Below are 20,284 nucleotides of genomic sequence, written 5' to 3'. Positions count from 1 at the left end.
GATGGTAACTCGGTGGCCAGCCGGTGACAGACCGCCGAAAAGCGCACGAAAAAGCCCCGTCCGGGCAGGAATTCTGCGTCGAACGGGGCCGGATCGAGTGCTGTTGTGGCGCGCCTACTGATCGTCGATTGCCGACAGCTTCCAGGTGCCGTCGACCTTCTCCATGTTCACCGTCAACGGGCCCTCGGCACTACCCGATGCGACACCGTTCTGCGTGGCACTGATGTTCACGTTGGCGATCAGTTCCGCCATGCCGTCCTCCAGCCGCGAGACGCCGATATCGGTGACCATGGCTTCGGTTCCCGTATCCGTCTGCACCACGGCCGATTTGGTGGTTTCCGCGGTGGAGTTGAACTCGTCGAGCATCGACTGATTGAGCACCGCACGAGCGGCATCGAAATCGGCGTCGATCGTGGCGGCCTTGTACGTGTACAGGGTTTGCAGCGCGTCGGTCGCGGCCGAGGTGACTTCCTGCGTCGCCGCGGAATCCACCCAGGCTGCGTTGTCGATCGTGGCGAACGGCTTGAACGCGGCGACGGCAGCGAACGCACCGAGCACAACGGCGATGACCGCAACGACGATGACGTGCTTGTAGCCGATCCCCGACGCCGACCCGGCGGCAGAGTCGGTCGACGCGGAATCGGCTGCGGGCTCAGCGGTCACAGACTTGTCGGTTGCTGCCTTGTCGAGCACAGGCTTATCGGCAGCGGGCTTGTCGGTTGCCGACTTGTCGAGCACAGGCTTGTGGGCAGCGGGCTTGTCGGTTTCCGACTTCTCGACAGCTGGCTTGTCGGCTGCGGGCATGTCGGCTGCGGGCTTGTCCGATACGGGCTCGGTCGGCGGTGTCGTGGTGATCGCCGAAGTCTCGGTCGCAGCAGACGCCTCGGCACCGGTCGAGTCCGTGGCGGAGTTGGCAGCAGTCGGCTTCCCGGTCCCGGCCACCTTCCGGCGAACTTTGCTGGTGGTGGTGGGTGGAACGATCTTGCGACGCTGGGGAGGCACTACAGAACTCCTTCGAAACTCACTTCGGTACAGACGGAAAACACCAATGCCGGGTCTCTCAGTTGCCGCCGGCGTCGGGCTGGGGAGCCGGCGTCGCTGCCGCACTGGGGTCGGCCGCATTCGGATCGACCGCATTCGGGTCGGCGGGGCCGCCCGGTTCGGTCGGGACAACGGGATTGGTGTTCGGGTTGTCGAGCGAGATCCGTGAACCGATGGGGTCGACCTTGTTGGTCTTCCACACCCCGTCGACCTCTTCCATGGCCAGACGCATCGTCAGCTTGCTGCGCTCGACGCGATCGGGCCAGGTGGTCGTCGTCGCAATGACGACAAGGGCGGTGGCGGTGTTCTCGTCCGTGCTCAGCTCGGTGAGCGTGCCGTGCAACACCTCGGCCTCGCTCTTGGCACCGGACTGGCGAACCTGATCGGTGATGCCCGAGCGAGTCTGCTCGAGGTCGTTGAGCATCAGGTCGCCGGTGATCGACGACTTCATGTTGTCGAACGACTGATCGATGGCTGCTGCGTCGACCGTGTTCAGGTTGACGGCCGCCTGCTGAGCTCCGGTCAGCGCCGCGTCCCTGGTGTCCGCGGTGGGCTTCTGGCTCAGTAACGCATTGCCCCAGCCGTAACCGAAGAACACTGCCGCCGCGAGAGCGGCAACGGCGATCACCGTGACGACGGCCAACAGGATTTTCGCGGTCTTGGTGCGCCCTGGAGTCGCTGGGGACTCCAGGGCTTCGGTGCTCGAGTTCACACTTTCCACCCTACTACTCGGTAATATCCGGCCGAACCACTCTCGGCCCGACGGCAGTGCTGAGCAGCAGTTCCACCGATTCCACTACTTCGGCGTGACGCCGATCAGCGGTGCCAACTGGGTGGCGATGGGGTTGAGGTTGAGCTTCTCCGGATCGACCTTGGGCTTGAGGTCCCACGGCTGCGGCACGTCCGGATCGGCGAACACGATGCGGTTCGCGGACCGCACACCCGTGACGCTGCCCTGCGGTGTCGCGCAGTTCGCGTCGAGGTTCAACGGGTAGTTCTCCCGAGTCGGATCGAAGTTCGGGTTCTTGCGCTTCTCCTCGTCGAGGATGGCCTGCGAACCCTCGTAGCCCACCGTGCAGGGCGGCGGGTTGTTGACCTCGAGCAGCAGACCCTGATGGATGGTGCCGTCGTTCGGGACGATCGTCGAGATGCCGGCACCGAGGGCAGGCAGGAACGTCAGGAACGGACGGAGCGCCACATATCGCGGTTCGGCCTGAGCAGCAACCAAGGCCAGGTTGTTGATGTCGGTGGTCAGAGCCGGACCGGCATCGGTGATGAGACCGCCGACCTGATCGCCTGCCGCCGTACCGGTATCGATCAGGCGGCGAATGTCCGGATCGCTGGACTTCAACTGAGCCGTCACCTCGTCCAGGCTGGTGCTGAACTGTCGAATCAGATCCGACTGCTCGGACTGCGTGTTCAGCACCGGCACCGCGTCACGCACCAGCGCGAGCGTCTCCGGCAGCGCCTCGTTGCCTGCTTCGGAGATGTTCCCAAGCGAATCGACGAGAGACGCCAGATCTGCGCCCTTACCGTCGAACGCGACGCCGAGTTCGTTGACGACCCGCGTCAGCGTGTCCAGCGGTACCGACCGGACCAACGTGTTCGTGTTGGCGAGTACGTCCTCCACCGGCACGGGAGTGGTGGTGTCGGCCTGTGCGATCTGCGAACCGTCGACCAGGAACGGACCCTGATCGGTGTCGGGCTGCAAGTCGACGTACTGCTCACCGATCGCAGACCGGTTGGCGACGACGGCCTTCGTGCCGGCCGGGATGTCCGGCCCACCGTTGTCGAGCATGAGCGCGACCCGGACGCCGTCCTGCGTCAGTTCCAGATCCCCGACGGTTCCCACCGGAACACCTCGGTAGGTGACCTCGGCATTGGAGAAGATGCCACCGGAATCGGCGAGATTCAGATCGACCTGGTACTGCCCGAAGCCGAGCATGTTGTCCAGGCGCACGTACTTGGCACCGACATAGACCAAGCCCAATACGGCGACCACGACGAAGAGGACCAATTGAATGCGAACCAGTCTCGATCTCACTGTCCAACTCCGAATCGCTCGAGCAGATCGTTCAACGGTGCCAACGGATCGGCCGGTGCGGGCGCGGCGGCCGCGGCAGCCTGCTCGTTCGCCGGGGCACCCGGGCCCGGAACCGGTGACGGGATGATCGGAGGCAACGGCAGCAACGAGATCGTCGGCCAACCCGGCCGAGGTCCGTTTCCGTTGTAGTACGGATTCGACGGATCGACCACCGGCAGTGTGTTGCCGTACTTGGGCTGGACGTAGACCGGATCGCCTTCACCGACGCCGAAGTTACGCAGCGCAGTTCCGATCGACAGGTCGAGAGAGAGGAACAGGTTGGCGGAGTTGCCTTCGATGATCTTCTCGGTTCCGTCGGCGAACGGCAGCGTGGGAATCACCGCAAGCGATGTCACCACGTCGTCCGCCGAATCGGCCAGCGCCTGGAGCGTCGGGCGCAGTGCCCGCAGGTCTGCGATCAGATCGTCCTTGGAACGGTCGATCACGTCGGTGCCGACGGCTCCGAGACGATCGAGAGCTCCGAGCATCTCGGTCAGCTGCGGGCGCTGCTGCTCGAGCACCTCGGTGGCGATCGGCAGATCCTTCAGCACGGCGTCGATCTTGTCGGTCTGCGTGTTGACGCGGCCGCTGAGAGTGTCGAGACCATCGATGGCGCGGGTGATGTCGTCACGCTGCTGGTTGAGGCCGTCGATCAGCGTGTTCGCCTGCTGCAGAAGCTCTTTGGTCCTGCCTTCGCGACCGTCGAATGCCGTGCTCAGTTCCTTGACGATCGGCGAGAGCTGCCCCACGCCGCCACCGTTGAGCAGCAGCGAGAGCGCACCGAGTACCTGCTCGATGTCGGTCGCGTGGCGGGTTCGATCCAGCGGGATGGTGTCGCCGTCCTGCAGCCGCGCTGCGGACTCGTCCGCGGGAGGTGCCGAGAGCTGCACGAACTTCTCACCGAGCAGGTTGGTCTGCTGCACCGATGCGATCGCATTGGCAGGCAGATCCACGTCCGAGTTGAGGATGACGTCGACATCGGCCGTCCACCCCTCGTTCGGGACGGAGATGGAAGCCACCCGGCCGACAGCCACACCGTCGACCTTGACGGTCGACTGCGGGACGAGGTCGAGTACGTCGTCGAACTGCACCGTCAGGTTGAAAGGATTGTCACCGACATCGGCACCACCGGGAAGCGGTACGGCGTAGATGCCGGCCGACGAGCACGCTCCGGCCGACAGCGCCACCACGCACACGCCTGCTCCGACGACCAAGGAACGCTTCACGCGGGCTCGATTCCCTTTCACAGAGGTTCTCACTGTCCCCCACCTCCGATGTACGACTGCTCCAGTCCGGGCATCGTGCTGTTTCCGAGCCTCGGCGAGACGACGCCCGGCACGGTGCCCGGCACGGACACGTTCTGCTCGATGTCGTTGGTGAGAACACCGAACGGCAGCACGATCCGGTTCTGGTCGGTGATCGGGGCCTGGATCATCGTGGTGATGTTGGCGCACTGATCGATGATCGGCTGAATCTGCGCACCGAGTGCCTCGAAGCGCGGATCGCCGGGAACGAGCGCGCCGAGGTCGAGGAGCTTGCACACGGTGCCGAGCGGATCCTGGGTCTCGTTCTGGAGATTGGCGCGCGAGGCGAGCGTGCCGGACTCGGCGTCGTAGGCGTTCACCAGGTTGCTGATGGCCAGCGGCAGCAACGTGAGTGTTTGCACCAGCTGCTCGCGGTTGTCGGCGAGCGTCTGAGTCGGAACCACGAGACCGTTCGCGGCATCGGTCAGTTCGGTCCGGTTGTCCGCGACGAACGTCGCCACGTCGCCGAGCGAAACCGACAGCTGCTGGAGCGCAGCTCCCAGATCCTCTCGCTGACCCGACAGGAAACCGGTCAGGTCGGCCAACTGGGTGTTGAAGTTGCGGACCTGCTGATCGTTGACGGCCAGAGCGCTGACGAACGTCTGCAGATTCTTGATCGTGTCGAAGACGTCGGTGCGCGAATCGCTCAGAGTGCGGCCGGCGGCAGACAGCTGGGTGATGCTGTCGCCCAGGGCTTCACCGTTGCCGTCGAGGTTCGCGGCACCGGTGTTGACGAGGTCGGTGAGAGCGCCGTCCTTGTTCGCACCGTCGGGACCGAGGGCGGTCGACAGGTCGTTGATGGACTTGTACAGCTCGTCGACCTCGACGGGTGTGGCGGTGCGATCGCGACCGATCGTCGTGCCGTCCGCCATGGTGTCTCCGCCGGTGTAGACGGGTGAGAGCTGGACGTAACGATCGGCGACGAGCGACGGACTGACCTGCACGGCCTTGGCGTCGGCCGGGATGTCGACCCCGCGGTCGACGCGAAGGACGACCTCGACGTCGTCACCGAGTGGCGTGACGGAGTCGACCGTGCCGACCTTGACGCCCAGCACTCGTACCTCGGAGCCGGAGTAGATGCCGATCGACTTGTCGAAGTACGCGGTGATCTTGGTCGTGCCGGCCCTGGTGAACAACCACCAACCGGCCACGGCCACGATCAGCGCCACGATCACGACGACGGCGATCAGCGCGAGCTTGTTCTTGTTTCTCGGTGCTGTCTGCGTGTCTGTCATCATTCCCCCGGCAACTTGTCGAGTGAGGGCTGGCGGTAGCCAGGTATCAACGGAACTCCGGGAGGTGTGAGGTTGGCCAGCGTGATATCGAGCCATCGACCGTTGCCGGTCACGTTCGTGTACAGCCGGATGAACGGTTCGTACAGCTTCAGCGCACGGTCGAGATTGTCGTTGTTGCGCTGCAGGATTTCGATGACGCCGTTGAGCTGCTGCAGCATCGGGTTGATGGTCGCCTCGTTGTCGCGAACCAGGCCGGTCAGCTCCTGCGAGACACGCTGAGTGCCGGTGAGCAGCTGCGAAATTGCCTGCTGGCGGTTGTTCAGCTCTTCGAGAAGCGGACCTGCGTCGGTGATCAGCTTGTTGAACTGCTCGTTGCGGTCGGCCAACACCTTCGACGTCTCACCGGTGGCCTCGAACAGCTTCTTGAGCTCCTCGTCGCGGCTCGCCACGGTCTGCGACAACCGGGTGACGCCGTCGAGCGAGGCGCGGATGTTCGCAGGCGTCTCCGAGAACGCCTCGGACAGGGTCCGCATACTCGTCGCGAGTTGATCGGTGTCGATGTCGTTGATGGTCGACGCCGCATCGGAGAACGCGTCGATGACGTCGTACGGGGACGTGGTGCGCTCGAGCGGGATCGGGTCCTTGGGGCTCAGCGTCTCCGGGCCGCTCGGGTCGAGCGCCAGGTACTTCTGTCCCAACAGCGTCTTGATCGCGATTGCGGCCCGTGACTCGCTGCCGACCCAGGCGTCCTGCACCGTGAAGTCCACGAGCACCCGGTCGCCTTCGAGACGCACGTCGGTCACCTTGCCGACCTTCACTCCGGCGATACGAACCTCGTTGGAGGCCTTGAGACCTGCGGCCTCGCTGAACTCGGCGGTGTACACCGAGCCGGCACCGATGATCGGGAGACGGTCGAGAAAGAAGACCGACATCGTGGCGAGCAGGATGATGGCAATGCCCAGAGCACCGATGGTGGCCGGACTACGACGAGATTTCATTGTTGGATCCCCCCAGCTTTGCAACGCTCTGCCGAGTTCGTGTACAGCGGCTGGTTGACGGTCGGAAGCCCGGTGGGCAGATTCAGGTTCGGCGAGGTACCCGGTCCGGCGACGATGTCGATACCGCACAGGTAGAACGTGAACCACGATCCTTGCTGGGCCGTGCGAATCAGCTTGTCGAGCTTCACGGGCAGATTCCCCAGGACCGCGTCCACGTCGGCGCTTCGACGGTTGATGGTCTCGGCCAGCGTGTTCAGTGCCGTGACCGATCCCTGGATCGACGGCCGAGTCGGCTCGAGCAGGTCGGCGGTGGCGTTGGTCAGACCCGCGAGCGAGGTGACGGCCGAGCCGACGACCTCACGGTCGGCCGACAGACCCGAGACCAGCTGCTGGGTGTTGACGATCAAGCTGTCCAGCTGACCGTCGTTCTGGTTGACCGTCGCCAGCACGTTGTTGAGATTGGTGATGACCTGGCCGATGACCTGGTCCTTGTCGGCGACGGTGTTCGTCAGGGTCGCCGTGTTGGTGACCAGTTCGTTGATCGTGCCCGACTCTCCCTGGAACACCTGGATGATCTGGTACGACAGCTTGTTGACGTCGTCGGAGCTCAGGGTGGTGAACAGCGGCCGGAAGCCGTCGAACAGCGTGGTCAGATTCACCGCAGGCTTGGTCCGTTCCAACGGAATGGTGGCACCTTCGGTGATCTTGCGCCCCTGGTCACCCGAGCCCTGCTCGATGGCGATGTAGCGCTGGCCCACCAGGTTCCTGAACCGGATGGTTGCCGTCGAACTGGCGGGCAGCCAATCGCGACTGCTCAGCGTGAAGTCCACTTTCGCTTCGCGCTCGTTGGCGATCTCGATCGAGTCGACCTGGCCGACGCGAACGCCTGCGATGCGAACCTCGTCGCCCTCGTTGAGTGAGGTGACGTCGGTGAAGACTGCCGAGAACTTGGTACCGCCGCCGCCGCTGCTGTTGGCGATGGTGAAGGCAAGGGTGGCCGTAGCAATGATCGTGATCACGGCGAACACGATCAGTTTGATGATCGGCGCGAGAAGGCCTCTCATGGCACGGTCACCTCCACTCCTCTCATCGCCGGTGCGCCGATAGCGGCTGCCCACGACGGAACACTGTCCGGTGCAACACCACTCGCCTGTCCGTAGATCACGGCGAGAGTGTCACGCTCGAAGTCCGAGCCCTCGTAGCTCGCAGGCTGCGCGGATGCGGCGACCGCGGGAACTATGGAGCTCTGAGCCGACTTGGGCGGCCCCTGCCCTTCGATCACCTGCGGTCCCGGGTTGCGGGTCGGCACCTGGTAGGAGCCGTCGTTGATCGAACCTCCCGGGTACTGCGGGAAGAACTCTCCCGGTGCTGCGGGCTCGAAGCAGGTGGCTCCGCGATCGTCGAACAAGCGCGGCTCGTCCTGGTTAGGCAAGTAACGGCCCTTCGGGTTGACGAACGATGCGGACACGTTGATGCCGGGGTACTCGTCGCCCTCGCCGAGCACGATCTTGCCGCGCCTGGCACCTTCGGCGAACTGGGTGAACGTGCAACCGAACGTCGGGGAGAACTCGGCCAGCAGCTCGAGAGCTTCACGAGAGTTCGCGGCCAATCCGATGAGGTTCTCGGAGTTGGTCTGCAGGAAGTCCGCGGTGGTGTAGGACGCCGAGGTCAGCGAGCCGTACAGCGTTTCGAGGCTGGACTGCCGCTCGACCACGGTGTTGCCCGTCGTCCGCAGGTTGTCCAGCGCCGAAATCAGTTCGGGCGCAGCGTCGGCGTAGGTCTCCGAGAAATCCGCCAGCCCGACCAGGGTCTGCTGGATGTTCGGCAGCTCCGTGTTCAGCCCCGACACGACATTGGTCAGGTTGTCGATGGTCTGGCCGAGCTGCTCGCCGCGTCCACTGAGTCCCTGTGCCAACGACCCGAGGGTGTTCGCCAGGTCCTGCGGCGGGATCGCCTGCAGCAGAGGGAGCAGGCCGTCGAGCAACTGCCCGACCTCGATGGCGTTCCCGCTGGTGTCCTGCTGCAGGACCGTGCCGTCGGTGATCGGCGACGCGGAATCGTTCTCGGGCAGGATCAGCGACACGTAACGCTCGCCGAACAGAGTCTTGGGCAGCAACCGCGCCGTCGCATTGGACGGAATCAGTGGAGCCTTGTCCGGATCGATGGCCAGCTGCGAGGTGACGACTCCGTCGACGGTGGACGCCGAGCGCACCTCGCCGACGATCATTCCGCGCACCTTCACATCGGCGTTCATCGGCAGAGCATTTCCGACCGAGTCGGTTTCGAGGCTGACGTTGACCACCGACTTGAACGTCTTGTTGTAGGACGTGATGCTCCATCCCAGAAACAGGATGAGCACCAGGAAGAACGCCAAACCGAGCAGTACTCGCTTCAGTCGCGATGGCGAGTCGATCATCCCGCAACCCTCACTGTGGTGGTCGTGCCCCAGATGGCGAGGCTCAAGAAGAAGTCCAGCACTGCGATCGTGACGATCGCGGTACGAACGGCACGGCCCACGGCCACACCGACACCGGCAGGTCCGCCCGAGGCGTGGTAGCCGTAATAGCAGTGGATCATGATCAGGACGAAGGCGAATATCAGCACCTTCAGGAACGAATACAACACGTCTTCCGGAGGTAGGAAGAGGTTGAAGTAGTGGTCGTAGGACCCCGTGGACTGCCCGTTGAAGATGGTGCTGATCCCACGGGACGCGACGTACGACGCCAGCAGTCCGACGATGTAGAGCGGGATGACGGCCACGAAGCCGGCGATCATGCGGGTGGTCACCAGGAACGGCACGCTCGGTACTGCCATCACCTCGAGGGCGTCGATCTCCTCCGAGATCCGCATGGCACCGAGCTGGGCGGTGAAGCCACAGCCGACGGTGGCCGAGAGCGCAAGTCCTGCGACGATCGGCGCGATCTCACGAGTGTTGACGTACGCAGAAAGGAAGCCGGTCAGTACCGAGCTACCGAGCTGCTCGAGTGCTGCGTAGCCCTGCAGGCCGACGACGATGCCGGTGAAGCCGGACATCATCACGATCACGCCGATGGTTCCGCCGATGACGGCGAGCGCACCGCTGCCGAAGGTGACCTCCGCCAGCAGGCGAAGCACCTCCTTCTTGTAATGCACCGCGGTCTTGGGAATCCACCCGATGGCCCGCAGGTAGAACGACATCTGCTCGCCTGCACGGTCGAGCACGTTGAGCGGGGCATTGCCGACGCGCTTGACACGCATCAGTGTGCGGTCACCGCGACCTCTTGCGATCGTCATCGCGGTTACGCTCCCTTCGCTGGGACGACCTGGAGGTACACCAGGGTCAGAATGAGGTTGGCGAAGAAGAGCAGCAGGAACGTGATGACAACCGTCTGGTTCACTGCCTCGCCGACGCCCTTGGGTCCGGGATTGGGATTGAGCCCCTTGTAGGAGGCGATGATGCCCGCGATGAGCCCGAAGATCGCCGCTTTCGCTTCTGCGACATACAGATCGGGAAGCTGCGCCAGCGCTCCGAAGGACGCCAGGTACGCACCGGGGGTGCCGCCCTGGAGGATCACGTTGAAGAAGTAACCGCCGGCGATGCCGACGACCGAGACCAGGCCGTTGAGCAACAGTGCGACGAGAATCATCGCGAGCACTCGCGGAACGACCAGACGATGTACCGGGTCGATGCCCAGCACCCGCATGGCGTCGATCTCCTCGCGAATGGTGCGCGAGCCGAGGTCGGCCGTGACGGCGGAACCTGCGGCACCGGCCACCAGCAACGCGGTCACGATCGGACTGCCCTGCTGAATGACCGCGAGCACGCTGGCCGCGCCGGTGAACGACTCGGCACCGAGCTGCTTGATGAGCGATCCGGTCTGCAGCGACACGACCGCACCGAACGGAATCGCGACGAGCGCTGTCGGCAGAATCGTGACGCTGGCGATGAACCAGGCCTGCTCGATGAATTCGCGGAACTGGAACGGCCTACGAAAGGTGTTCCGAACGACCTCGACGAACAGCTCGACGATATTTCCGGCTTGAGTCAGAGCGGCATTCGCCGGAGCGAACGCGGACTTCTTCGATCCCCCCATGTCTGCTATTGACCCCGACCTTGAGTCGGAGCTTGGTAGCCCTGCTGTTCATGACCTTGCTCGCTGTATCCCTGCTGGTCGTAACCCTGCTGGCCGTAGCCCTGCTGGTCGTAACCCTGCTGGTCGTAACCCTGCTGGCCATAACCCTGCTGGTCGTAGCCCTGCTGCTGGTCTGCGTACACGGGGTTCCGCTGACCGGGATCGGTGGTGTCGAGGCTTTCCTGGATCGCGACCTGCGCACTGTGCGGCAGGGTGTGCATGATCTGGCGGACGCGTTCCTGCCTGCGTCCGACGGCCTGGCGGACCGGAGTACCCGGGGTGGCCTTCATCTGCGGGACGATGCCTTCCACGTCGTCGACGCCACCGGCGTGGTGCCCGGCGTCGACCATGGCCTGCTCCTGCGCCATCTGCGCCTCGTCCTTCTCCTCCGACATACCGATCGGACCGATCATGGTGCCGTTGAGGAACTGCTTGACCACCGGCTCGTCGCTGGTGAGCAGCACCTCACGCGGGCCGAACATGACCAGTTGGCGACGGAAGAGCATGCCGATGTTGTCGGGCACCGTCCGCGCCAGGTTGATGTTGTGCGAGACGATCAGGATCGTCGCGTCGATCTCGGCGTTGATGTCGATCAGGGTCTGCGAAATGTACGTGGTACGAACGGGATCGAGGCCGGAGTCGGGCTCGTCGACGAGGATGATCTCGGGGTCGAGAACCAGAGCGCGGGCGAGGCCGGCGCGCTTACGCATACCGCCGGAGATCTCACCGGGGAGCTTGTCCTCGGCACCGAGCAGACCCGTCAGTTCCAACTTCTCCATGACGATCTTGCGGATGTCGGACTCGGACTTCTTGGTGTGCTCGCGGAGCGGGAACGCGACGTTGTCGTACAGGTTCATCGAGCCGAACAGTGCACCGTCCTGGAACAGCACGCCGAAGAGCTTGCGGATCTCGTAGAGCTCACGTGAGGAGCACTGCAGGATGTCGGTTCCGTCGATGAAGATCTTGCCCTGCTCGGGCCGGAGGAGGCCGATCAGAGACTTCAGGAAGACCGACTTACCGGTTCCGGACGGACCGAGGAGAGCACTGACTTCACCCTTCGGCAGGGTCAACGTCACGTCCTGCCAGATCTTCTGTACACCGAAAGACTTGGTCAATCCCTCGACCGAAACCTCGACTCCCACGCTGACCTCCACAATTCGTACACATCGACCCAGATGTGGGTTGCGTCACTGTAACCCATGCACGTGTCCGCTCCGACACAGGAGCTTACCGCCCAGTAAGAACTTCCCCGAGTCAGGCTGTAGAGCTTGCATCAGTGTGGCCCATCTCACGCGACACGGTCGGCGACTCGCCAGAACTGTGACAAGTCCCTGCCGTGCTCTGCTGTGACAAGCCACAAGCGATCACAGCCGAAACCCTTCGGAAAGCTTCGGACTTCGGCGAGGTCGAGTAAACAGGGACGCAGAGCGAGTGTCACGCGATCTCGCGGAGTCCGTGACCGATCACAACGGCACCTCGACCGGTGCCACCGGAAACACAGAAAAGGGACCGTCCCCACCGGAGTGGAAACGGTCCCTCGACTCGCTCTCGATGTCAGAGCGTGACGTGCGACTGCAACGAAGCGGTCTTACTTGACGGAGATCTTTGCGCCGGCAGCTTCCAGCTTCTCCTTGGCAGCCTCGGCTGCATCCTTGGCGACCTTCTCCAGGATTGCCTTCGGAGCGCTCTCGACGAGGTCCTTGGCTTCCTTCAGGCCGAGGCCGGAGACGACCTCACGGACGACCTTGATGACCTGGATCTTCTTGTCGCCGGCCGACTCGAGGACGACGTCGAACTCGTCCTGCTCTTCAGCAGCCTCGGCGGGGGCAGCGCCGCCGCCTGCAGCAGCAACGGCGACGGGAGCGGCTGCGGTGACCTCGAAGGTCTCCTCGAATGCCTTCACGAACTCGCTGAGCTCGAGGAGGGTGAGCTCCTTGAACTGGTCGAGCAATTCTTCGGTGCTGAGCTTCGCCATGGTGGCGGGTCCTTCCTGTAAGTACCTGGTCGCTGATCCGCGACTTGGTGTTGGTGGTGTGGAGCTGAGCTGTTCGCCAATACCAGCGGATCAGCTTTCGGCGGGAGCTTCCGCCGGTGCTTCTGTTTCTGCAGGTGCCTCGGCTGCGGCGGGTTCGCCGGCAGCCTTCTTCTCCTGCAACGCGAACGCCAGACGCGCGAACTGCGATGCGGGAGCGTTGAACAGGCCTGCAGCCTTCGACAAGTTGCCCTTCATGGCGCCGGCGAGCTTGGCCAACAGGATTTCGCGCGACTCGAGGTCTGCGATCTTGTTGATCTCGTCCACGGACAGCGTTGCGCCGTCCATGTAGCCGCCCTTGACGATCAAGGCCTTGTTGTCCTTCGCGAAGGCCTTGATGGCCTTCGCTGCGTCGACCGGCTCGCCCTTGATGAATGCAATGGCGGTCGGTCCGACGAACAAGTCGTCGAGGCCGGTGATGCCGGCCTCGGCTGCTGCGCGCTTGACCAGGGTGTTCTTGGCGACGGAGTACGTGGCACCTTCGCCGAGCGCACGCCGGAGCTGAGTCAGACCGGACACCGACAGGCCACGGTATTCCGTGACGACGGCAGCCGTCGAACCTTTGAACTGTTCGGTGATCTCCGATACTGCTGAGACCTTTTCGGGCTTTGCCATACTTCGCCTCCTCTCGTGGGAAGTTGTGTCGATCGCGAGAGGGCCGGAAAACGACGAACGCCCCGGCGCAAGAAGCACACGGGGCGTGAACGAGCGGGCAGCCACCAGGGCTGCATACAGGTTCCCTACCTCGTTCTCCTGCGTGGGCCGTCCGAAGCTGTCTCGGACCTTCAACCGCGCAACTCCCGGAAGCGAATCCTTCGAGAAGGCGGTGACCAACGGTCTTGGGTAGAACTTGATTGGGCGGTCAGGGCACGAGTGCGAGCATTCGTGATCCGAACCGTCGACCAGGCTACAACACGTTCGGGGTCAACTCCAAAACGTTCGGTGTTCGCACTGCCATATGCGTTGCACTGTCATATGCGCACTCCGTATAGAACGAGGTTGCGCTCGTAGCTGCCCACGGCTGCGTCGAAGTCACCCGAACAGGTGATGAGCCGGATCTCGTCGGCAGGCACAGCCCCGAAGACCGACGCCGTCGGGAACTCGGCTTTGCCGTAATCACCGATCTCGTCGATGCGGTACTCGGCTCGGCCACCCGCCTCGTCGTCCACCGCAACGACATCGCCGATTCCGAGTTCCGACAGGCGATCGAACACCGCGGGACCGGTCGTCGAGTCGACGTGCCCGGCTATCACCGTCGGACTGCCGATCGCGCCGGGTCGGCCACCTCCGGTGAACCACCCGACGTCGTCGTAGTCGGTGGGCACCTGCATCTCACCCGATTCGGTGAGCCCCAGGCCGATCAACGGCTCGTCGAGCGCGATGTCCACGGCACTCACCCGCGTCGGGGCCGGTCTCACCGAATCCACTGCGGGTACTGGCACGGCGGGTGCAGGCGCGGTGGTGCTCGACGACGGCTGCGAGGACACCGGCGTGGTCGCCGCCGGCGGCGATGGAGGGGGCGAGGAACAGCCCACCACCACCGCCGCGGCAGCGACCGCGATCAGAACCGGATATCTCAGCTCCGCACCTCGCGTCGAGCAGCGACCGTCACGCCCGCGACGACCATCGCGCCCAGTGCCACCGCACCGACGACCGGCAGCACCGAACTCGACGCCGAATCGGACGCCGCGAGCGCCGACCCGCCGCCACCGGTCGCAACGGACCCGACCGGAATCTGGCTGAGCTGGCCGCGCACCGCTCCGGCCGAGAAGTCGACGGTGTGGGTGTCGGCGGCGAAGGCTGCCGGGTCGGCTTCGATCTGATCCAGGGTGAATCCGGTCCCGCTGTCCGCGTCGGCACCGGCAGGCGTCAGGCCGGTGGTGAACGGCCCCTGCATGCAGCCGCTGCTGGTGCGCGGGCCATCGCCGATCGGGGTGGGGTTCGGGAATGCCAGACGCGGAGGACCTGCTGCGCCCGCCGCAGCCTGGTGGATGTGCGTGGCGGTCTTGGCCGGGCTCATGTAGTCGCCGGTCACGCCTTCGAGCGCGATGTCATAGCAGATGATGTCGAGGTCGGAGTTGATGCGCAGAGTGAAGGTACCCATCGCACCGGGCTGACCCGGAGTGGCGACGCCCTCTCCGTTGAGCACCTGGTCGGGAGTGGCCATGGCCGTGAATGCGCTGGTGAAGGAATCCGGTTCGGCGACAGGCGTATCGGCACCGGCCGGGGCGGCGGCGAACAGCATCATCGCCGCAGCGGTGGCGGTACCACCGACGAGCGCTGTGGCGGTGGATCGGATCGACGTTGCCGGGCGGGGGATCGAGCGTCTGGTCATCTCGTGTGCCTTCCGTGGGAGTATCGGGCAGGCGAGCCCGTGCAAGGTGTACGAGCGCCGATGCCAAAATGTTCAAAGCTCGGTAAAGAAATGTTTTCCGCCCTCGCCATGAACGTCCGAGGGTCCACCGACGTATCCACTGTCATGAGCATCGGGAGCGTGATCGAACTGGACTTCGACGTCGCTGCCGCGTACGACGAGCACGCGTCGGCCATGCTCGGGTTCGCCGTCAACGCTCTCCGTGACAGAACTCTGGCCGAGGATTGTGTTCAGGAGACCTTCCTTCGGGCGTGGCGAGCGCGGTCCCGATTCGAGCCCGGGCGCGGGTCCCTGCGAACGTGGCTGTTCGCCATCGAACGCAACGTGATCGTCGATGCTCAGCGGTCGCTGACGAGGATGCCGATGCCGGCCTCGGACCGGATCGACGACGTCGGGCGGGAGTCGGACGGGGTCACGCGTGACACCAGCCCCGACGTCGACGAGCGGCTCCGCATCATCGCCGCACTCGCCCTGCTCTCCCCCGAGCATCGGCAGGTCGTCGTCGCAGTGCACCTGGGCGGCAGCTCCTACGCGGAGCTGTCGAAATCGACCGGGGTCGCCGTGCGAACACTGCGCACCCGCACCTTCTACGCACTGCGAGCCCTACGACAACATCTCGACGGAAAGGAGGAGACATGAGCGCAGCACCCGATCGCCGAGCCGAGTTGATCGCCGCTGCCGTCGGTGACGATCTCGACGACGCCGAAGCCGCCGAACTGCGTCGGCTCGCTGCATCCGATCCCACGATCGACGACGAGATCGCCGAATTGCGCTCGCTGACCATGACTCTCGGGAGCCGCGGCCCTACCGACGCGTGGCTCGAATCTTCGACGTCACCCGACCTTCGCGAGCGAATCCTCGGTGCGACAGGCAGCTCCGAAAGGTCGCCGCAGCAAGATCGGCGGACACAGCGGTTCGGTGGGCAGCGGTTGGGAAGGCAGCGGTTCGGGGGGCAGCGCAGATCGGCAGGACTGGCCGTTGCGGCCGCAATATTAGGGGTGGTGGTCGGCAGTGGGGTGGTGCTCGGAGTCGACGCCTACCGCCAGGACCCCACGAATCCACCCGCCGCGATCACCGGTCCACCCGGAACCCTCGGCGCGTACGAGCAGGTCGCCTTCACCACCGAGGTGCCGAGTGTGGACATAGAAGGAGGTCTGGTCGCCCACACGTGGGGTACAGAGACCGTCCTGGAGATGGACGGCATGTCCGATCGTGGCCCGTACGAGGTGGTTCTCGTCGACCGATCGGGTGTCGAGCGTCCGTCCGGCACGTTCCTCGGTAGTGACATCACCATCGAGTGCCGAATGAACGCCGCGGTGCTGCGTCAGGACGTGACCGACATCGAGATCCGCACGTCCGGTGGTGCCGTCCTGGCGCGTGCTCAGCTGCCGACGGCCTCGTAGCGTTTCGAGCCGGGCCACCAGTTGCGCTCGCCGAAGAGCTTCATCATCGCCGGCACCATCATCATGCGCACCAGCACCGCGTCGAACAGTACGGCGATGGCGAGAGCGAAGCCGAACTGTTTGAGCTCGAGCACGTCGGCGGTGAGGAAGCTGGCGAACACGGCGATCATGATCGCCGCGGCGGCCGTGATGGGCCTGGCAGTGTGCTCGATACCGTCGACCACGGCCACGTCGTTGCCGGCTCCCCGCACGAACATCTCACGCATGCGGCCGATGAGGAACACCTCGTAGTCCATCGACAGGCCGAAGACCACGGCGAACACCGTCACCGGTAGATACACCTGGATGTAGCCCGGGCTCTCGAAGCCGAGAATGCTCGACCCCCAACCCCATTGGAAGACGGCGACGGTCGCACCCAACGCTGCGCCGGTGTCCAGCAGGTTCATGGCGACGGCCTTGAGCGGAATCACCACACTGCGGAAGACGACGGCCAGGTAGAAGAGGGAGAAGGCCAGGACGGCGGCCACGACCCAGGCGAATTTGCCGGAGATCTCGTCGGAGGCGTCGACCACCAGTGCGGTGGTGCCACCGACGGAGACGCTCGTGCCGTCCGTGTCGCCGGCGGCAACCGCCTGCGCTCGAAGGGATCCCACGAGATCGGCGGCCTCGGTCGAGTCGATCGGCACCGACGGAACCACGATCAGCAACGATCGCCCGCCCTCCGGCTGTGCCAGCGCGTAGGCGACGCGATCGTCGTCGCGCACGGAGGCAGCGAACGCGTCGACGGTGGCCAGCTGCTGCGGTCCCAACGGACTGTCGTCCTCACCCGTGAACACGATGGTGATGGGCGAGATGGTCCCGGGCGCGAACTTCTCGGTCAGGACCGTGTTGGCCCGTCCGGACGGTTCCGCGCTCAGCGCCTCGGCCCCGAGGTCGACACCGTACGAGATGGAACCGATGGGAATCAGGCACACGACGAGCACCGCGGCCGACGCGACCGTGTAGCGCCACGGTCGTTCGATGACATGCTGCGCCCACCGTGACCACCAGGTAGGAACTGCCGCCTCGTGCTCGTCGACCGACGGAGGTTGGAATCTGTCGGGCAGCGACCACGCGCCGATGCGCGTTCCCAGAACCGCGAGAATCGCCGGCAGCAGGGTCCACGCGACCACGACGACGGTCGCGATGGTCAGCGCGACCACCAACGAGATGCTGCGGACGGCAGGAACATCGACGATGGCGAGGGCTCCGAGTGCGATCAACACGACCAGACCGGAAATGACGATGGTGTGCCCGGCCGTACCCATGGCCGCCCCCACCGCGCGCTCGGTCCGGTGCGGATCGTCGGGTGGTCCGGCTCGCCCGATCTCTTCCCGGAATCGACTGACGATGAACAGTGCGTAATCGATTCCCAGACCCAGGCCGAACATCGCCGCCACGGTGGTGACGAGAACGTCGAACGTCATGAAGTTGGACAACAGCGCGAACATTCCGAACGCCGCCAGCACGCCGATTCCGGTGGAGACCAACGGCACGATGCCCGCGACCACGGACCCCAGCGCGAGAACCAGCACCACGAAGGCGATGGGCAGACCGATGCTCTCGGCCCGCACGGCGTCCTCGGATTCGACGCGGGTGAGATCGACCGTCATCGGGGAATACCCCGTCACCGCCACCTCGACGCCGTCGCCGGACGCCGCGCCGATCATCTCCTGCACGCGTTCGGCCACCGCGATCCGATCGCTGGCCTCTCCGCCGATACCGACGAACGCGAGCGCCGACGTGCCGTCCTGCGAGATCGTCGGGACGAAGCCCGCGGTCTCGTAGGGGTCGACGACCCGCAGCACATCCGGGGACTGCCGCAGCGAGGAGACCACCTCCCCCACTCGCTCACGGAACGCCGGGTCCGACGTGTTCACCGATTCGGAGGTGAACGTGACGACGAGTTGTTCGGAGCCGAACGACTCGAAGTGACGCTCGATCAGGTCGTCGGCGCGGCTCGATTCGGTGCCCGGTACCGAGAAGTTGGCTCCGACCAGCGAATTCTGCAGCGCCGGATACAGAATCGCCGATCCGACCGCGAGCAGCGTCCAGATCGCCAGCACCACCCAGCGCCGACGCGCGACGAGTCGGCCCCACCGGTCGCCGATGTTTCCACTGGTCACCTGCGGGTCGATGCGCGAAATCGTGTCGGTCATCTACGTCAACTCCCGGCTGAAGATGCGGTACGTGCGGTGCGGAGCGAGTTTCGTCCTGGACAGGACCGACCCCTTCATCCACGGACTGTCGTCGAGAACGGGAGCGGCTTCGACGCGCGTGAACCCGAGGTCGCGCATGCGCACCGACATCTCCATGATCAGCAGCGAGGACACGGCCCGGTCGGGGCAATCGGGATCGACGAACAGCATGTCCACCCGTACGCCGTCGATGATCTCCGTCCGGCCCGGACGCTTGACGTGCCACAGCGTCACCAGGTCTCGCGCCCAGCGCGACTTCAGGTGCGACGCCTTGGCGGCGGCCTGATTGACGTCCGGGATGCCCATCAGGAAGCCGACGGGCTTGCCGTCGAGTTCGGCCAGCAGCGTGAGCCTGCGGTCGATGACCGGGAGCATCATCTTCAGCAACTCGAACAGCTCCGTGTAGGACAGCGGCGAGAAGCCCCAGAAGTTGACGAACGTCTTGTTGTAGAGGTCTCGCACGATGCGCGCGTCGCGGCGTAGCGTCCGATACTTCATCGACCGGAACGTCACCTCCGACCGCGCCTTGATCTTCTCGAAGATCTGCATGTGCCGCGCGTATTTGGGGTCGTTGTAGATGATGCACGGGTCGTCGAAGAGGTAACTGTAGAAGTCCTTGACCGCCATCAGACCCCACTTCTCGAAGTGGGCCGCGTAGTAGAGCGGATTGTGTGGCATCCCCACCAGCGGCAGCGCCGGGATCTCGTCGACGACGATGCCGGCGCTGTAGAACATCGAGGGTCCGAACGGCCCGGAAATCGTCGCGAGCCCGCGCGCCGAAAGCCATTGCGCGGCAGCGTCGAGCAGTGCTGTCGCGACATCGTGATCGTCGACGGCCTCGTAGAAGCCGAAGAAGCCGATCGACTCCCCCGTGTACTCGGTGAACGACAGATCGTGGATGGCCACGACGCGACCGACGGCAATTCCGTTCTCGCGGGCCAGGAATGCCTTGGTGATACGGGTGGCGGCGACCGAGGACGGCGGTGCGATGAGCACTCGACGCAGGTCCATCGACTCGTCGGGAAGGCGGTACGGATCGCCCTGGTAGACCAGGTCCGAGACGGCCTCGAACTCGCGCCAGCCTGCTTTGCCGTCGACCTCTTCGATCGTGATCATCGTTCCTCTTCGCTCTGTTGACTGCCGTCCACGAGGATCGGCGAACGGGCCACCGTCGTCTCCCCGGCGAACACGTAATTACCTGGCCGGACGGTGATCTCGTCGACGAGTGCGTCCGGCACGAACACGTCGCACTGAGAACCGAAGCGGATCATCCCGTATTGCTCGCCGCGTTCGACGCTGTCGCCGACGGCGACGTGCGCGACGATGCGGTCCACCCAGAGATCGGCTATCTGCGTCACCGTCACCACGGCACCGGACTCGTGCTCGATCGAGATGGTGAGCCGCTCGTTGGTGAGCAGGTAGTCGCAGCCCTCGTCGTAGGGGGTGCGTCGGGTCAACAGATTCG

At 64.6% G+C, this 20,284-nt stretch carries 20 protein-coding genes; 2 read left to right on the top strand and 18 right to left on the bottom strand.

All coding sequences use genetic code 11. From position 1 onward, the window contains the following. Positions 1-114: 114 nt before the first annotated feature. The 15 genes from CH256_RS27895 to CH256_RS01795 all read right to left on the bottom strand — a co-directional run bounded on the left by CH256_RS27895 (position 115) and on the right by CH256_RS01795 (position 15,140). Complete coding sequence (locus CH256_RS27895; RefSeq protein WP_179271965.1) at positions 115-1,002, bottom strand: hypothetical protein; 888 nt, start codon at positions 1,000-1,002, stop codon at positions 115-117. Positions 1,003-1,060: 58 nt separating this feature from the next. Then, the gene (locus tag CH256_RS01860; protein WP_094668710.1) at positions 1,061-1,753 is read right to left on the bottom strand and encodes a hypothetical protein; all 693 of its coding nucleotides are present in this window, start codon (positions 1,751-1,753) and stop codon (positions 1,061-1,063) included. A gap of 84 nt (positions 1,754-1,837) precedes the next feature. Further along, a complete protein-coding gene (locus CH256_RS01855; RefSeq protein ID WP_094641128.1) occupies positions 1,838-3,085 on the bottom strand; it encodes an MCE family protein in 1,248 nt (415 codons plus the stop codon). Next, positions 3,082-4,350, bottom strand: a complete 1,269-nt coding sequence (locus CH256_RS01850) for an MCE family protein (RefSeq protein ID WP_094641127.1) — start codon at positions 4,348-4,350, stop codon at positions 3,082-3,084. Before CH256_RS01850 ends, CH256_RS01855 begins: the two co-directional genes overlap by 4 nt. A gap of 29 nt (positions 4,351-4,379) precedes the next feature. Continuing rightward, positions 4,380-5,663, bottom strand: a complete 1,284-nt coding sequence (locus tag CH256_RS01845) for an MCE family protein (RefSeq protein WP_094641126.1) — start codon at positions 5,661-5,663, stop codon at positions 4,380-4,382. Next, positions 5,663-6,661 carry an MCE family protein gene (locus CH256_RS01840; protein ID WP_094668709.1) on the bottom strand — a complete coding sequence of 333 codons (999 nt, stop codon included), beginning with the start codon at positions 6,659-6,661 and terminating at the stop codon, positions 5,663-5,665. The genes CH256_RS01845 and CH256_RS01840 overlap by 1 nt, the downstream gene beginning before the upstream one ends. Next, entirely contained in the window at positions 6,658-7,725 is a 1,068-nt protein-coding gene (locus tag CH256_RS01835; protein ID WP_094641124.1) for an MCE family protein, read from the bottom strand. The genes CH256_RS01840 and CH256_RS01835 overlap by 4 nt, the downstream gene beginning before the upstream one ends. Further along, the gene (locus tag CH256_RS01830; RefSeq protein WP_094641123.1) at positions 7,722-9,077 is read right to left on the bottom strand and encodes an MCE family protein; all 1,356 of its coding nucleotides are present in this window, start codon (positions 9,075-9,077) and stop codon (positions 7,722-7,724) included. The genes CH256_RS01835 and CH256_RS01830 overlap by 4 nt, the downstream gene beginning before the upstream one ends. Beyond that, the gene (locus CH256_RS01825; protein WP_027498223.1) at positions 9,074-9,934 is read right to left on the bottom strand and encodes an MlaE family ABC transporter permease; all 861 of its coding nucleotides are present in this window, start codon (positions 9,932-9,934) and stop codon (positions 9,074-9,076) included. The genes CH256_RS01830 and CH256_RS01825 overlap by 4 nt, the downstream gene beginning before the upstream one ends. Positions 9,935-9,939: 5 nt before the next feature. Then, positions 9,940-10,734: an MlaE family ABC transporter permease gene (locus CH256_RS01820; RefSeq protein ID WP_037191254.1), complete on the bottom strand. Its 795-nt coding sequence runs from the start codon at positions 10,732-10,734 to the stop codon at positions 9,940-9,942. 5 nt (positions 10,735-10,739) lie between these two features. After that, on the bottom strand, positions 10,740-11,915 hold the full coding sequence (locus CH256_RS01815) for an ABC transporter ATP-binding protein (RefSeq protein WP_179271964.1): 1,176 nt from the start codon (positions 11,913-11,915) through the stop codon (positions 10,740-10,742). A 446-nt stretch (positions 11,916-12,361) separates the two neighbouring features. Next, positions 12,362-12,748, bottom strand: coding sequence for a 50S ribosomal protein L7/L12 (gene rplL / locus CH256_RS01810; RefSeq protein ID WP_057475236.1), 387 nt, complete (start codon positions 12,746-12,748; stop codon positions 12,362-12,364). Between the two features lie 90 nt (positions 12,749-12,838). Further along, positions 12,839-13,420 carry a 50S ribosomal protein L10 gene (gene rplJ, locus CH256_RS01805; protein ID WP_094641121.1) on the bottom strand — a complete coding sequence of 194 codons (582 nt, stop codon included), beginning with the start codon at positions 13,418-13,420 and terminating at the stop codon, positions 12,839-12,841. A gap of 356 nt (positions 13,421-13,776) precedes the next feature. Continuing rightward, complete coding sequence (locus CH256_RS01800) at positions 13,777-14,232, bottom strand: class F sortase (RefSeq protein WP_256989330.1); 456 nt, start codon at positions 14,230-14,232, stop codon at positions 13,777-13,779. A gap of 149 nt (positions 14,233-14,381) precedes the next feature. Beyond that, a complete protein-coding gene (locus CH256_RS01795; RefSeq protein ID WP_094641119.1) occupies positions 14,382-15,140 on the bottom strand; it encodes a CHRD domain-containing protein in 759 nt (252 codons plus the stop codon). A 144-nt stretch (positions 15,141-15,284) separates the two neighbouring features. On the opposite strand from CH256_RS01795, the gene CH256_RS01790 reads away from it, so the two are divergent. Both CH256_RS01790 and CH256_RS01785 read left to right on the top strand, forming a co-directional pair. Beyond that, positions 15,285-15,818 (top strand): RNA polymerase sigma factor, encoded by a 534-nt coding sequence (locus CH256_RS01790; RefSeq protein WP_256980861.1) that lies wholly within the window; start codon positions 15,285-15,287, stop codon positions 15,816-15,818. After that, positions 15,815-16,582 carry a hypothetical protein gene (locus CH256_RS01785; protein WP_094668707.1) on the top strand — a complete coding sequence of 256 codons (768 nt, stop codon included), beginning with the start codon at positions 15,815-15,817 and terminating at the stop codon, positions 16,580-16,582. Before CH256_RS01790 ends, CH256_RS01785 begins: the two co-directional genes overlap by 4 nt. On the opposite strand, the gene CH256_RS01780 is transcribed toward CH256_RS01785, so the two are convergent. The 3 genes from CH256_RS01780 to CH256_RS01770 form a co-directional block, all read right to left on the bottom strand. Then, entirely contained in the window at positions 16,561-18,780 is a 2,220-nt protein-coding gene (locus CH256_RS01780) for an MMPL family transporter (protein ID WP_094668706.1), read from the bottom strand. The two genes, CH256_RS01785 and CH256_RS01780, sit on opposite strands and share 22 nt — an antisense overlap. Then, positions 18,781-19,935 (bottom strand): hypothetical protein, encoded by a 1,155-nt coding sequence (locus CH256_RS01775; RefSeq protein ID WP_094668705.1) that lies wholly within the window; start codon positions 19,933-19,935, stop codon positions 18,781-18,783. After that, positions 19,932-20,284 (bottom strand): phosphatidylserine decarboxylase (locus CH256_RS01770; RefSeq protein WP_179271963.1); only part of this gene is annotated, 353 nt, incomplete at its 5' end. The genes CH256_RS01775 and CH256_RS01770, both read right to left, overlap by 4 nt.

Source organism: Rhodococcus sp. 05-2254-6, assembly GCF_002258565.1.
In the GTDB taxonomy this organism is placed as follows: domain Bacteria; phylum Actinomycetota; class Actinomycetes; order Mycobacteriales; family Mycobacteriaceae; genus Rhodococcoides.
The sequence above is the reverse complement of the archived record's forward strand: the minus strand, read 5'-3'. Positions and strand labels throughout refer to the sequence as shown.